Annotated in this window: 11 protein-coding genes; 2 read left to right on the top strand and 9 right to left on the bottom strand. The window is 47.3% G+C overall.

Annotated features, from left to right (window positions below; genetic code table 11):
- Positions 1–392: 392 nt before the first annotated feature.
- The 9 genes from FWE06_07845 to FWE06_07805 all read right to left on the bottom strand — a co-directional run bounded on the left by FWE06_07845 (position 393) and on the right by FWE06_07805 (position 12,967).
- On the bottom strand, positions 393–1,238 hold the full coding sequence (locus FWE06_07845) for a class C sortase (protein ID MCL2547084.1): 846 nt from the start codon (positions 1,236–1,238) through the stop codon (positions 393–395).
- 31 nt (positions 1,239–1,269) lie between these two features.
- Entirely contained in the window at positions 1,270–2,826 is a 1,557-nt protein-coding gene (locus FWE06_07840; protein ID MCL2547083.1) for a SpaH/EbpB family LPXTG-anchored major pilin, read from the bottom strand.
- Positions 2,827–2,875: 49 nt separating this feature from the next.
- Positions 2,876–5,710, bottom strand: a complete 2,835-nt coding sequence (locus FWE06_07835) for a SpaA isopeptide-forming pilin-related protein (protein MCL2547082.1) — start codon at positions 5,708–5,710, stop codon at positions 2,876–2,878.
- A gap of 669 nt (positions 5,711–6,379) precedes the next feature.
- A complete protein-coding gene (locus FWE06_07830; GenBank protein ID MCL2547081.1) occupies positions 6,380–8,758 on the bottom strand; it encodes a glycoside hydrolase family 26 protein in 2,379 nt (792 codons plus the stop codon).
- A gap of 155 nt (positions 8,759–8,913) precedes the next feature.
- Complete coding sequence (locus FWE06_07825; protein MCL2547080.1) at positions 8,914–9,807, bottom strand: DMT family transporter; 894 nt, start codon at positions 9,805–9,807, stop codon at positions 8,914–8,916.
- Between the two features lie 5 nt (positions 9,808–9,812).
- Positions 9,813–10,760, bottom strand: coding sequence for a prolyl oligopeptidase family serine peptidase (locus tag FWE06_07820; GenBank protein MCL2547079.1), 948 nt, complete (start codon positions 10,758–10,760; stop codon positions 9,813–9,815).
- Positions 10,761–10,768: 8 nt separating this feature from the next.
- A complete protein-coding gene (locus FWE06_07815) occupies positions 10,769–11,497 on the bottom strand; it encodes an amino acid ABC transporter ATP-binding protein (GenBank protein ID MCL2547078.1) in 729 nt (242 codons plus the stop codon).
- Positions 11,484–12,086: an amino acid ABC transporter permease gene (locus tag FWE06_07810; GenBank protein MCL2547077.1), complete on the bottom strand. Its 603-nt coding sequence runs from the start codon at positions 12,084–12,086 to the stop codon at positions 11,484–11,486. The genes FWE06_07815 and FWE06_07810 overlap by 14 nt, the downstream gene beginning before the upstream one ends.
- A 128-nt stretch (positions 12,087–12,214) precedes the next feature.
- Positions 12,215–12,967 carry a basic amino acid ABC transporter substrate-binding protein gene (locus FWE06_07805; GenBank protein MCL2547076.1) on the bottom strand — a complete coding sequence of 251 codons (753 nt, stop codon included), beginning with the start codon at positions 12,965–12,967 and terminating at the stop codon, positions 12,215–12,217.
- Between the two features lie 193 nt (positions 12,968–13,160).
- Here FWE06_07805 and katG point away from each other — a divergent pair, with 193 nt between their 5' ends.
- Both katG and FWE06_07795 read left to right on the top strand, forming a co-directional pair.
- Positions 13,161–15,347, top strand: coding sequence for a catalase/peroxidase HPI (gene katG / locus FWE06_07800; GenBank protein ID MCL2547075.1), 2,187 nt, complete (start codon positions 13,161–13,163; stop codon positions 15,345–15,347).
- 18 nt (positions 15,348–15,365) lie between these two features.
- Positions 15,366–15,737, top strand: coding sequence for a YbaN family protein (locus FWE06_07795; GenBank protein MCL2547074.1), 372 nt, complete (start codon positions 15,366–15,368; stop codon positions 15,735–15,737).
- Positions 15,738–15,798: the final 61 nt, after the last annotated feature.

Here is a 15,798-nt window from a genome sequence, read left to right as displayed (position 1 = left end):
TTGTCTACGATGAACTTGGCCGTCCCTACAGCCTATATTATGACAATGGCACGCGCGTGACAAGCTATTGGTATATCCTCAACCTGCAAGGCGATGTAACCCATTTGGTTGACAACAACAACATTGTGGCATAATGGTGCAAAATATAGTAAATGCAGGATTTGCTATTTAACAATCGAATGAAGAATACTTTACTTTACGAGGTCAGGAGTAGTTGCGCTAAATAGTGTAAGAGAAATAGTCACTGCATATACGTCAGGATTTTTTGATAGGGCAATGTAAGATATTATTGCACAATTTTTCGGGTGAGGTGATAAGTGCGAAATATGAATTTTTATCATAAGAAAGAAGCCCTCAACACCTGACAGCATTGAGGGCTTGCACAACAACTTTTAACCTTTCTGTTTTACGATTCTTCGTTTAATTATGTTTATCACAACAAGAATCGTCCATACCAAAATTCCCGTTACCACGCCGACTAACATGTTCTTGTCAAAAATATTCCCCCATATAGATTCATTGCTTTCCATTTGGGCTATATGCATCTCTGAATCATATATAACTCTTGTCCCTCGCACAACAAGTCGCAGATTGTAAACGCCGTATGGCGTACAGGTGATAAGGGAACAGTAGTCCTCACCGCTGATCCTTCTGAAAAGCTCGACATCTTCCGGCTCTACAACTTTAATTTGATCGACTCTGTACGCCAATGTCATGTTCAAAACATACAGATAAAATTCATCGCCTATTGCCAGTTTCGGCAGGTCTGTAAATAGTCTAGCGCTTGACATTCCTGTATGTCCACTCAATATGCTGTGAGTAGTTTCCCCTCCAATCGGAAGGGACGACCCCTCCAAGTGGCCTATGCCGTTCCGCAAAATTTCCTGAGATGTTCCCTGAAAAATCGGCAATTCAAGATTTATCTTTGGGATGATTATATATCCCATCATGCCGTTTCCATTGATATCCAGTACATTTAGATGATTTTTCGCCATAACCATGCCGCTGCCTTGCAAAAATGGGTCGTGTACGAGATTGCCTTCAAGCTCTTCGTTATATTCGATGGCTTTGCTTAAAAGGTTTTCTAACTCTTCTTTATCTGCAGCGTCTATGATCCTTTCGTACTCCTGTGTCGCCCTTGAGGCATTAAGCATGAAAATGTAATTCGATGCAACCGGATAGAATAGCAAGCATATACCGGAAGCCGCGATCAGAATAATCAATAATATCCGTTTCATGCCTTGCCCCTTTCATTTGTTCTCTTATTTTTTATGACGAAACGATTGCTCTCTTCTTTTTACGGGAGTTGAAAATTAGAGCTGCAGAAACCGCAATCAATGCCCCGCCGCCTGCTGCTAACAAAATGGTTCCAAGATTTCCTGTTCGCGGCAGTGTGAATGTTGAGGTATTATTAACGGTTACCGTTACTGTATAGCCGATTGCTTCCGTTGAGTTCAGCACAGTGAAATCAACTTGTATCGGATTTGCGAGAAGATTATATCCGTTGGGAGCCTTTGTTTCCACTAACCAGTATGATAGATAGGTTCTAACGCCTGATGCGTCTTGGGTATAGTCTTTGAGGCCTTCAAAAATCGCCGTCGCGGGGGTTGACAGCGTTCCGCCTGAAGTTATCGCTATCCATTCACCTGCTGTAGCATATCCCGGTTCTCCAAAATCAATTATGCTGCCATCGACCGCTATTCTCAGATAATTGCCGTTTTGGGCGTTAGCCTCAGAGGAGGCGATTTGAAATTCGGCGCCGTTGACGTTCAGGCCATTTCCCGTTTCTGAATCTACTTTAATAATTTCTATCGCACCGGTATGTATTTTCACTATGTTGCTGTTTTTCGAAACCGGATTTCCCGTGTTATTTATAAAATCCAGTGTCGCATTGTTTTCAACCGTATAATTTGGATTGCTTAAAATTTTATCATTTACAGTAGTTTCAAAAGTGATCAGTGCATATTTATACGCTGCTAGTGCGTCAAGCCCGTCAGGATTGGTAAAGTCTACCGTAAGGGTATTACTGTTTGTCGTCGAGGGTTCGTCCACAGTATAGTTTGTGCTTTGCGGAATTACAGTACCGCTGGTGACAACCTTGTTTGGCAGTCCGGTAACGATTACCGAACCCGGGACAAAGGTCAAAGCGGGATCTAAAATGTCTGTGATGCTGAAAGAATCAAAGCTCGCAATTTCGTTTGGAATCGAAGCTGCGATCGACCATGTTACTGTTTCGCCCACGAAAACTGCCGACTTGTCTACATCTTTGGAAATGCTTATTCCCTCGTTTTTCGGATACATATAAACGTCGGTTATCCATCCGTCTCCCGTTGCGTTTGTCATTGGAACAGCTACGATAAACGGATCCATAGTTACGGCGACAAGGCCACTCGTTTGCTCAACTACAAGGTAGTAGCCTTGTGGCAAATCGTTTATTACCGCCGTGCCGTCGGCTGCTGTGGTTACCTCATTAACGTAGGTCAGAGCGAAATCTGTGCCGCCCGACGTTAGTGTCGTGAACAAGGTGTCAATGGTGAAGTTCCCGTCATTTGCGGGAAGTACACTCGGGTCGTCAATTTCTATCCAATAGATGTCGAACGTAATGCCTTCAAGCGGAACTGCGTCGCTAGGAATGTTTGTGGCAGGATTGCCGTCGTTCGGTATCCCTGCTCCTGTCGGGTCATCCATAGCATATTTTTGAATGATAAGATTTCCGGTGGCAGGGGGCAGAGAGGTGTTGTTGGCGACAGCAGCCAAGGGAATAAATATCGATACCCCTAATATTGCAGCTGTCAGAATGGATAATGCCTTTAAGTGCTTTTTCATGATTTTTTCCCCATTTCTTTTTTATATTTATTTAACAGAATATCTTATTTTATAGATTATCCTGAAAATATTTTCGTTTTTTGCGGTATGATTCTAACCAGAGGAATCCCGCAAATATGACTAATGCAGTGCCAAGCAGAATATGCCATATGCTTTCCAAGCTTCCGACAGACGGTAGAGCCAATATGGGGTAGTTTGTAAGGGCGTAACTGCCGTCGGCTTCAATATTAAATGCGGGCGGCAGATCGTCTCCCCGCGCGGTAATGGTTATCTCCCATGCGTCTACATCCACACCAATCAGCCATTGTCCAAAGGGCAATTGTAAGCCAGTCAGTGTCTGCGTTTCCGCCAGCATATAATCTCCCGTTGCAAGCTCATTAAACATAACGATTCCATTCGAATCACTCGTTACCATGAGTAGTGGATTGTTGACATCCCAGCAGCAACTGGGGTCGTTTGTGGCAAGCTCTGAGTGTATATGGCCCGCGGTGCCAGCTTCTGTGCAGGTGTATAGCTCAAACGTAACCCCGACAAGTGAGTTTCCATAGCTATCGGTTTTTTTAAAAGTAAAATCCATGGCGGTGGCATATGTATTTACGAATTCTATATCCTCGTCGGAATAATCCGGCGTTGCCGTAATCGTGCCGTCGGCGTTTTCGGTAACTGTCACGGTTACATTAAACCGCGTAGAGTCGACCGTCCAGCCGTTCTCGGATAGGCTTGTTTCAATGATTGTATAGTTATGCACGCCCACATCATCAACGGTATAGGGGATTGCCGAAAACAGAATGTAGCCGGTCGCATCATTGGTGCCTGTGGCCACAACGATATCATTTTCATCCAGGACGGCAAAACTGAACTGACCGGCGGTCAAGGATTTGTTGACCGTTGTTTTATTGGCAGTCAAAGCGATTGAGCCGGAGGATTCATAGATATTGACGAACACAATGCCTCCGTCGGGGTAAAATGGAGTTGCGGTGATCGTGCCGTCTCCATTATCCGTAACCTCCACCGTCACATTAAAAACGACGTTACTTGTTGTCCAGCCGCTTCCGCTCAGACTTGTCTCAAAAACCGTGTAGTTATGCGTTCCGACGTCATTAAGCGTATAGTTGATCGGTGTAAATTCAATATTGCCGGCTGCATCATTTGTCCCGATAGCGACCGTTACATCATTTTCATCCAGGACGGCAAAATCGAACTGGCCGTCCGAGAGCGTTCCGCCTCTGATAATTTTATTTGCATTCAATACAATATCCCCGACCGCATTGTATGTGTTTATAAATAAAAAGTCGCTTGTATTTAACTCAAATGACCTTACCGTCATTGTTCCGTTACCGTTATCGGTAACAATCACCGGAACTGTATAAGAAACATTGCTCGTCGTCCAGCCTCCGCTCGACGGCGTCGTCTCTACAATCGTATATATATGAACGCCCTCATCACCCGACATATATCGTATAGTGCTAAATACGATGGTTCCGTTTGCGTTGTTGGAGCCTGTGGCAATCGTCGTTCCAAATTCATCCAAAACGGCAAACTGGAACTGCCCTGCAGACATAGTTCCGCCGTTGATTATTTTCTGCGCAGATAAAGACAGTGTTCCTCGTGCTAAATATACATTTTGAAATACAATCGGGCTTGGATAGGTCGGTGTAACGATCAATGTTCCGGGATTGTTTGGGTCGTCCTCTACATCCACATTTATCGTAAATCTTGCACCCGAGGTAATCCAGCCGTTCACACCATAAGGACTGGTTTCATAAACGGTGTATGTATGCTGCCCTATACCGGTGCTGTTATAATTGATAGGAGAAAACATAATGGTACCGTCTGCCGCGTTTGTGCCTGTGGAGACCACCGTGCCGTTTTCATTCTCGATAGCAAACGTAAATTGACCTGTTTGCAATATGCCATTGGCAACTGTTTTGGTCCCTTCGGGAATAAATGAGCCTGTGGCTGTGTAAAAATTGCGGAAGATGATGCCTCCTGCGGGATATGTAGTGGTTGCGGTAACTTGATTACCATTTAAGGAGACATTTACCCATACCGTATACTGGACAACGCTGTAAATCCATAAGCTGTCGTTTGTTCCAACTTCCTCAACAGTATATGTATGCTGGCCCACGTCCGCTGCGGTATATTCAATCGGCGTAAAAATGATAGATCCGTATCCCGTGTTGGTTGATGGAACATAGCTGTCAGCCGTGTTTGTCGCCGTGGCAACCACCACCCCATTTTCATCTTTGACTGTGAAGTTAAAAAGGCCGGGCGTTAGCGGGGCACCGTTGCTTATTTTTTGTCCGTAAAGGGTGATCAGTGCATTATTGGGTATATCTTGATTTGTAAATGTCGCAGAATAATTTCCGCTTGCCGTTACTGCGGAAGCTGATTTGTCCGAAACGCTTGTCTGCATGGTGTTTGAGGTAATGCTTACCAGCCGATAGCCGGGGATGTCCGGCTCGGTTATTGTATATGTTCCGTCCTGAACCAAAACCTGCACGCCGGGGAGTATCGAAATATTATCAACCGTATTCCCCGAATTTGTTGTGCCGTTCAATACAAAATTAAATTGGGACGGCGGATTTGTATCCGTTGAGCCGTCAGCGTTCAGCCATATTTTATTTGCCATTATATATGACGTACTTGCTTGCCCGCTCAAAAATCCGTTAAACCAAAAATTGATTGTGCCGGAATTTCCGACCATGACACCGCCTGAACCCATTGAACCATCGGCTTGGAGCGTGGCATTTTTACTGCTTCTGCTTCCTATTGCGTCGGACAGAATCGTGCCCATCGGATTTCCGTTTGAGTCGGAGATTAGGACATAAAGAAGCTGATCCCCTAATTGAAGGGTTGTTCCGTTGGGATAGATTGCCGGCACGGTTCCGCCTCCAGGTATCCTGATTATCTGCTCCGTGCCGTTTTGCAAAAGAAAGACAAAATCAAAATTATATCCGGTGCCGCCATTCATATGCAGGCTTGCACTTCCGCTCGCCGCGTTTGTACTTAAAAAATTAAAATTCAGAGTAATCAACATTACGACAATGGTAATGCACGATATCCCTTTTATAAACGCTTGTCTCATAATTAACACTTCCTTTAGCGATGCACTTCTGAAATTGCCAGCCTCATGTTATCCTTAGTTATTTTTAGTATTCGAACGAGAGCATAAAAAAACAGGGGTATTAATAACAATATATTAAATTACTAGCATAAGCGACAAACTGGTTCTTTCCCAAAAGGTTGATAATTCCACACGCTAAGCCCGGTGCTGAGTGCGATGACCAGTGGTTACAATACGCCACTGCACGATTGAAAAAATCTATATAGATCCTCTGTTTTTTGTGCTCACGACTGGACGCGGGATAGCTAACTGTCTAAAGGGAAAACAGCAGGCTATGTACGTTTTCACGAGGTTATGGTAGAATGGAATAAGAAAAACAGCCTGTTATAAACAGGCTGTTTTTTCGGCACTGACGAACTTGAGTGCATCAAAAAACTACATGTGCAGCCCCCATGTTCTCTCATGGGGGTTGTAGATTATTATCTTTTACTCAATACGCATTTCGCGAACGGTAACAACAGTATCGGCACCTCCGACAGCAAATATCCGTATACCGGCAACTTCAAACATATCCTCGGCATAATTAAACATAGCCAGCAACTCATCCAGCCTAATACTGCCTTGATATGTACCGCTTGGCATATCGTGATACAGGTTCCTTCTGGAGCGGGGGAGGAAGTGTTCGGTCAATCGAATATCATCACGACCGTTTGAGATTAACAGAATAGACGCTTCGCGCCCGGCACTGACCGTGAAATCATAATGGAGAGTATAGTTGCCCCATTCGGCTTGTGGTATAGTTTTCGGATTGGCCGACCAAGTCACAATATTGGGCCAGCCGTGAGTGCCGCTTGACGTAAAAATCAGCCCGCCATCGGGATTTTCTGTAATTGTAATTCCGTTATCATGTCCGGGGTGACCGCCTGAATGACTGCTCCACTCATCAATACCGCGCAGCCTGAGGTAATCGCCGGTGACGGGCAGCTCTTCGCGGATAATGGGTGAAAATGGTGCGGACTGACCGGCGGCGAATCCTCTTCTGAATGATTCAAGTGTCAACTCCAAGTGCGGTTCAATGCGGAGCTGGTTTGTCACAAGTCGCACCCCATTGTGGTAGGCAACGTCGTTGGAGGAGAACCAAACGGCAAATTTGATTCTTCTGATATATTCATGGGCGGGGTGATCCGGGTTGTTGAAAACGTCAAACATTTCCTCGACCCAAATGGCCTGATGGCTTGCATTACGGAAGCGTTCGGTGTCATTCCACTCGCCGCCCGAACCGCAAGCAAACTCGCCAATTGCCCATGGGAATTCTGAGAAATACGGCATAGTGCGCTCATATACCCGTTGAAAGCGGTTGGCGAATGTGCCAGCGCTGAGCATATACGAAGCGTTGTTGCCCATTTCGTAAGAGATAACGCTGAGAATGTGCATCATGCTCATGTCGTGGGGCAGATAGTTAAAGCCGTGCCCCCAACTGCTGTTAGGAATAGCGTCCGGGCCCGCGGTCTCAAACACCCATATGGCGTTATCAACGCCTTCTTCTTCAAAAATATTGTACAAGTGCGCCCAGCCCCAGGCAAAAATATCGGTACACAGCAGGCTCTTAATGGCACTGTAACTGACCCAGTCGGAGTCCATTTCATTATTTAGGCGGAAGAGCACAGGGTAGCCATATGCCTTTATCTCCTGTGCCAGCAGGCGGAAATTGTCATCATAATCGCCATTCAGTATATTAAATACCGGTGTATAGCCGTGAAACAAGCTGGGATCGTTGTTGCTTATGGTAAATTGATAACTCACTTGAATGACCGGCCGACCGTTAAATCCGTTACCACCGGCAACCTCCGTTGCCATGCGGGTGGGGAAGCCGTGACGCTGACCGCCGCCGCCTACATGTACATAAGTGGGCATAATTTGAAAGGTATGCTCAAAAGCATTCTGCAAAAAGTCTTGACGTGCTCTCAATTGATGGAGCCGATACTCATATTCAAATGGGGTATCAATCAGCACATTGGTAAAGAAGCCCCAATCCACGGTGTCTTGATTGCGCAGAAGCTCGTAATATGACCTGGTCTCCTCGCTCCAATTTTCATTGACAATCGGAATAAAGGGTGTAGGATCGTTTTGCGCTGTGCCTGACGGTTCGAATGAACGGAAAGATTGGAGAATGCTGTCAAACCTATCGTTGTCGGGCACGGTTGACTTGTGGTGCAGTAAAACAAAACGGACATACTCGCCGTTTTGGCGTATCGCGGCAATATTATAGTATCTGAACTCAATATTGGGACGGTCGTTAATCTGCATTGTGTATAAATAGATTGTATAACCCGGCATGCTTTCGGTATCAACACTGTGGCGCGTGCGCGACAAGTTGTTGTTTTCCAAGAATTCGTCACTGACAAGGTACATTTCCAGCCATTCGTAACGATATATTTCCCAGCTGTTTGCGTTGTTGCCGTAAGGGTTTCCTGTTTCCAGCGTTATGTTGAGGATAAAGTCGTTGCCCGTAAACCGTGAACGTATGGCGCTCCAACGGAAATCAGGCGTAAACGGTTTGGGCAGAGTGACTGCATATCCGTCGGCCTTGTTGACAAATCGGGCATAATCATCGGTGTGAAAGACCAATTTCACATCGTCGTCACCTATGGCACTGGGTCTGGTATGAGTCAGTGTACGGTTGCGATAAGCGTCAAAGGCAGTGACAACTTCCGGACCGGTAAAAATACCGTCCGAAAATTCCGGTTGCCAAAGCGCGGAAGCAATTGTTGACGGGGCTCTGTGATATGTAACTACTAGCGCGCCGACCACCAGTATTATCGGAATTAAGATAAAAATCAAGTGCTTTGGTTTTATTTTTTTCATATATTTCTCCTTCCATCGCGTGCGTAACTTTATCATTCTTATTGTAATTATATGGGAGTTGGCTGTAGCTGTCAAGTATGCCAACCTACAACACAAAAAGACGATTGACTTGTTCTCAATCGCCTTCTTGCTTTTTATAAACTGCCAAAGCGTGTCTAAGCAGTCGGCGCCGGCTTACTTCTCCGATATTGTGCCAATATAATGCTAACGACAATGACTGCGCCGCCGAGGTATTTTTGCGGTGTCATAAGGTCGCCTAAAAATACTGCCTCTGCCAGTGCGGCAAACACTGCTTCGAGTGAGAAGATAACCGCCGCCCGCGCCGGCGGTACACCGCGTTGCCCTAAAACCTGCAAGGTATATGCCAAGCCGGACGCTACAATGCCGCCAAACAGCAGAACAGGCAGCCCGTTCCACAGCCCTTGCACACTGATGTCTTCGAAGATAAATGCACAAACCAAGCAGAGTATGGCACACATGAGAAATTGGGTTGCGGCAAAGCGAATGGGGTCGATTCTTTGTGCAAATCTGTCAATGAGAAGGATATGAACCGCCCAAAACACCGCGCAGACGACCAACAGTAAGTCACTGGCTTGTATGCTCGCGCCCGGACCAATGCCAATAAGTGCCAGACCGCCAAACGCCATCAAGGCACTGATCCAAATTAACGGTGTGGTTTTGCGCCCCAATGCAAGCCCTAAAATCGGTACAAAGATAATATACATTCCGGTGATAAATCCGGCCTCGCTGGCCGAGCTGGGCGAGTCACTCAACACGATGCCAAACTGTTGCAAGTTGGCGGCAATGAATAAAACACCGCCCGCGGCAAGTCCCGCCAGCCAAGTGACTTTGCGTGTTTCGTAGTTAGATTTTCGTTCAAGTAAGCGGATAGCCGGCCACAAAGACAAGGCGCCCAGCGCGAACCGGACACCGTTGTATGTAAATGGGCCCATATGCAGTCCGGCGACCCTCTGTGTGACGAAGGATACGCCCCAAATGGCCGCCGCGAGGAAGATAAAAATCGTCGCGACAGTGCCGGTGGTTTTCATTGTGTTCACCTCGTAAATTGTCCGAGAAATGCAAGGACGGCCTCAGTGAATGCCGCATCTCGGACAGGGGTATCAGTGTAGTGGTCATAGCAAACAAAGTGCCAGTTACCTTCCCGCACAAAGGCGGTCACAGCAACGTCGGCATCTTTTGCCGTTTGATATAATTGTTCGAAATGAGAGAATCGTACTTGCCGGTCATTTGTCGAATGCATGAGGAGAATGGGACGTTCACCGAGCTTCACAATGCCGTTTATCGGCGTATATGAAATAGCGTCAAACCCCAAACGAAGCCACATGTTTAGGTATATAAAAGGCGTAGTAAGAACACCGACAAATCTAGGGAGGCCGAACGTTGGTAAGCTGTCCACATACAAACCAACAAAGTCTGCATAGGCAGAAATGGCAATCACACCGTCTATTCGAGGCACTTCTCCGCCTGCTATGATTGCAGTCGCCCCACCGGCAGACGTACCTAGTGCTATGATAGGAAAATCACCCACCCGCATGTCAGCAGCGAGGAAATCAACGCCAGCTTTTACATCTCGCCACTCTGTCGTACCAAAGCCAATGCTGTCGCCTTCGCTAAGACTTCTTGCCCGCTTTTCGATCAAAAGAGAATCCCAGCCATGCTCAGCGAACATGTTCGCATAACCAAAAAAGGCCGTTACTGAAGGCTCTTGCAGGCCGGAAACAATAATAACTGTCCCATTGAGAATCTCGTTTTGTGTATATGTCCTCCATGCAGCTAACGCCAAGTCATCCTCCGTGAAAAGAGAAATTTGCTCAGACTCTATGCCGAACTCCATAGAATCTCGCTGCTTCTGTTCGATCCTTTCACCTAAGAACATAGACATGACAAACGTGGGAATCAAAATTAAAATGGCTAAAATGAGAATTGCAATAGTAAATATGGTGATGCCAATGTGTTTTCTTCTTTTTATAAAACGCAGCAAATGCTGTCTCATATCCGCAAAATACTATTCAAAAACTGTTTAGTTCTTTGATTCTGCGGATTGGTAAATATCTCTTCAGGCAGGCCTTGTTCGGCAATGACACCATCGCACATAAAGAGTACACGACTGCCGACATCGCGGGCAAAATGCATTTCGTGCGTGACAACCACCATTGTCATGCCCTCATCGGCGAGTCCGCGCATAACATCCAAAACTTCTCCCACCATCTCAGGGTCGAGTGCCGATGTCGGCTCGTCAAACAGCATGATTTTTGGACGCATGGCCAACGATCGCGCAATCGCAACGCGCTGCTTTTGCCCACCCGACAACTGCGCAGGGTAGGATTTCGCTTTATCGGTCAGCCCGACACGCTCTAACAACTGCATGCCAAATTCTTGGGCATCGGCTTTGTTCATGCGTTTGGTGTGGCGAGGCGCTAACGTCAGATTTTCAAGCACCGTCTTGTGCGGGAACAGGTTAAAATGCTGGAATACCATGCCCATTTTGCAACGGATGGCATTGATGTTGCATTTTTTTGCCGTAATTTCCTCATCCTCAATAAAAATATGCCCAGACGTTGGTTTTTCCAGCAAGTTGAGGCAACGCAAAAAGGTAGACTTGCCGCTGCCCGACGGACCAATGACAACGACCTTCTCGCCCTCGCTGATGGTTTCGTTTATACCGTCGAGCACAAGGAGGTCGCCAAAGGATTTGCACAAACTTTCAACGCGAATCACTCTTACGTAACCTCCTTTCAAGCCTGGTCATCAACCAGGTTAAAATTAAGACAACCACCAAATAGATAAGCGCGACGGCAATTAGCGGCATGAACGCATCAAATGTGCGTGAGCGAATGACATTGCTGGCCAATGTAAGCTCTCGCACGCCAATCACTGCCCCGGCGATAGAGGTTTCTTTGAACAACGAAATAAATTCATTGCATAGTGCCGGCAATGAGTTCTTAATAGCTTGTGGCAGAATAATCAGGCGCATGGTTTGCGTTGAGCTTAATCCGACCGAGCGCCCTGCCTCGGTTTGTCCTTTGTCGACGGATAAAATCCCGGCACGGAATATTTCGGCAACATATGCGCCTGAATTGACGCCAAACGCGATAATCGCCACCCACATTCGATCGACTTGGGGCGCAAACATCGGAAATATGACAAACCACCAAATCAACAATTGTACGAACATAGGCGTACCGCGAATAACAGCGATGTATGTTGTTGCTATGGCACGCAACGGCGCAAACTTTGAGATTTTCATCAGCGCAATAAAAAAGCCGAGCGCGATACCAATAAAAGCAGCCGTTAGCGTGATTTGCATAGTATATAACAAACCATTTACCAGCATCATATAGCGGTCGGCATAGATAAAGTTCCGCCAAAAATCAAATCTCAGTCCCTCCTCCCAACCGGTGGGCGGAGGGACTGAGGTAAGGAAAAAAGAATACATTACGCGCCGAACCAGTTGTCAAAAATTCTGTCGTATTCACCCGATGTTTTCAGTGATTCCAGCGCGCCGTTGATTTTGTCAAGCAACTCGGTGTTATCAAGCGCAATAGCCATGCCATACACTTCACGGCCAAGTTCTTCGTCAAGAACAACCAAGTCAGAAGCATCCGAAATAAATTGATTAGCAACTTCGCGGTCAATGATAATGGCATCGGCACGGCCGGTTCTCAGCTCAGGGATTGTATCCGGCGGGCTTTGCAGACGGGTAATACTTGCATTCGGCAGGTTGAGGTCAGCCCAAAGGTCGCTTGTTGTGCCAAGTTGCACGACAATGCGAGCTTCTGCCAATTGCTCGGTTGAAGTGATGTCGCTGCCCTCCATGACAATCGCGACCAGGTCTGTTTCAAAATACGGCATAGTAAATGCCACGCTTTGAGCGCGCTCCGGCGTAATAGTAATCGCCGCGATGGCTACATCGGCGACACCCGTTTCAACTGCTACAAGAACTGCGTCAAAGGCCATGTTGTCGATAACAAGCCTCATGTCAAGGTAGTCGGCAATGGCACGCGCTAACTCAACGTCAAAGCCGTCATATTGGCCGGCGTCATTAATAAACTCAAAGGGCGGGAATTCGGCATTGGTGGCCATAGTCAATGTGGGACGGCCGTCACTTCCGCCGCCTTCACCGTTGCAAGCGACCAGCATGATGGATAGCATAAGAACTGCTAAGACTGTGCAAAGAATTCGTTTCATAAGATGATTTCTCCTTTTTAAATAGAATATATGCATATGTTTCACAGAACAAGTCATTATACGATACATCGACCCAACTGTCAATCCCACAAAAACGTTTGAAAAAACAAAATAACAATATTTGACAATTCCTTGCTATTTTTTAGAAAATATTGTATAATATACGTATCAATTTACACGGAGGTCAACGGTTATGAACAATTCAAAATGCCCCGTTACCGGGAACACACGTCGACCAAACTTCGCACAAGGTACCAAGAACAAAGACTGGTGGCCAAACCAACTCGACCTTGGCGTTCTGCATCAAAACTCCAAAGCCGGAAACCCGCTTGACGACGGTTTCGATTACGCCGATGCGTTTGAGTCGCTTGATTTGCAATCCGTCAAAGATGACCTCTCGGCTCTGATGACCGATTCGCAGGACTGGTGGCCGGCGGACTATGGTCATTACGGACCGCTCTTCATCCGTATGGCATGGCACAGCGCGGGTACTTATCGCACCATGGATGGTCGCGGCGGCGCGCGTGACGGCACACAGCGATTTGCGCCGCTCAACAGTTGGCCGGACAATGTCAATTTAGACAAAGCGCGACGGTTGCTTTGGCCTATCAAGCAAAAATATGGCCAAGGCATATCGTGGGCAGACCTAATGATTCTGGCAGGAAACGTCGCTATTGAGTCAATGGGACTAAAACTCATTGGCTTCGCTGGCGGACGCGCTGATGTGTGGGAGCCGCAAGAAGACGTCTATTGGGGTTCGGAAGTCAAGTGGTTGGGCGGCGAGAAACGTTATGCCGATGATCGACAACTTGACAGTCCACTGGCCGCTGTGCAGATGGGTTTGATTTACGTCAACCCCGAAGGCCCTGAGGGGCAGCCCATCCCCATTGAATCGGCCAAAGATGTTCGTGAAACATTTGCGCGTATGGCAATGAACGACGAAGAAACTGTCGCGCTCATCGCTGGTGGGCACACTTTTGGTAAAGCTCACGGTGCGGCGTCGGCCTCTCATGTTGGAGCAGACCCTGAGGGTGCGCCTATCGAGGAACAGGGGTTGGGATGGAAAAGCAGTTACGGCACAGGCAACGCCGGCGACACCATTGGCAGCGGCATTGAGGGCGCGTGGAAGTCCAATCCAACTAAGTGGGATATGGGCTATCTCAAAGTGTTGCTTAAATATGAGTGGGAGCTGCTGAAAAGCCCGGCGGGTGCATATATCTGGCTGGCAAAAGACTGCGACGAAGAGGATTGGGTCGTAGACGCCCACGACCCAAGCAAAAAACACCGTCCCATGATGACGACAGCTGACTTATCGCTGAAATTTGACCCTGTCTACGAAAAAATTGCCAAGGATTATTACGCCAATCCCGACAAGTTTGCCGATGCCTTTGCCAACGCGTGGTTTAAATTGACTCATCGTGACATGGGGCCGGTCACGATGTACCGGGGCAACGATGTGCCGACGGAAATCTTTATTTGGCAAGACCCTGTCCCGCCGCGCGGCGAGTATACACTCAGCAGCAAAGACATCGAAATGCTGAAAGACAACATCGCGTCTTCCGGCTTGACGGTATCACAGCTGGTCAGCACGGCATGGGCAAGCGCCGCGTCGTTCCGCGGCTCTGATTTGCGCGGCGGCGCTAATGGCGCGCGTATCAGACTCGAACCGCAAATCTCATGGCAAGTCAACCAACCCGAGCAGTTGAAAGCTGTCTTGAGCAAATATGAAGACATTCAGCGCGGCTTCAGCGCAGACGGAAGAACCGTATCGCTGGCCGACCTGATTGTGCTGGGCGGTGCTGTCGGCATCGAGTTGGCGGCGAAAAAGGCCGGTGCCGCCATCAATGTACCCTTCGCTCCCGGCAGAACCGATGCCTCGCAAGAACAGACTGATGTAAAATCCTTCGCCGTGTTGGAGCCGCTCTACGACGGGTTCAGAAATTACCAACAGCGCGATTTTTCGACATTGCCCGAAGAGTTGTTAGTAGATCGCGCGCAATTATTGGGGCTAACCGCGCCGGAAATGACGGTTTTGTTGGGTGGGTTGCGGGTGTTGGGCAATAATTTTGAGCAATCTCCGCACGGTGTATTGACCCACAATCCGCAAACCTTGACCAATGATTTTTTCATCAACCTCTTAAGCATGGACACCGCTTGGCATTCCACTGACGACGCGAACATCTTTATCGGTACTGATAGGAAGACAGGCTCGCAAAAGTGGACTGCAACAAGAGTAGATCTTATTTTCGGGTCAAGCTCACAACTTCGAGCCATCGCCGAAGTCTACGCCAGTGACGATGCTAATGCCAAGTTTCTGCGTGATTTTGTTGCAGCATGGAACAAAGTGATGAACGCCGACAGGTTTGATTTGTTGCGGTAGCCGCCATTGGGGAGTTAGATGCCAAAAATTAAAATATTGCTGCTGTTGTGCCTGGGATTTTTCTGCTTAAGTTTGGGTGCGATAGGGATAGTTCTGCCCGGCTTGCCGACGACACCTTTTGTTATTTTGGCGGCGATATGCTTTTCTAAAAGCAGCCCACGCATATACGCGTGGTTGAAACGCACAAAATATTTTGGTCCGTATATTGAGCATTATCGCACCAAGCAAGGCGTTTCCAAGCGATTAAAAGCGGTTAGCATTGCTGTCGTTTGGCTTTCGCTGGCGATTTCTATGTTTATTTTGCAAGCTATATGGGCGTACACACTATTGTCTCTTGTTGGCATTTGTGTCACGGTGCATATTGTGCTGATTAGAGCAAGACGAAAATAACAAAATCTTAACGATATGCGCCTTTTTGTCGTTCACGATAAAAGGCGCATATCGCGAAATT

Source organism: Oscillospiraceae bacterium, assembly GCA_009780275.1.
Lineage (GTDB): Bacteria > Bacillota > Clostridia > Oscillospirales > UBA929 > WRAI01.
The sequence above is the reverse complement of the archived record's forward strand: the minus strand, read 5'-3'. Positions and strand labels throughout refer to the sequence as shown.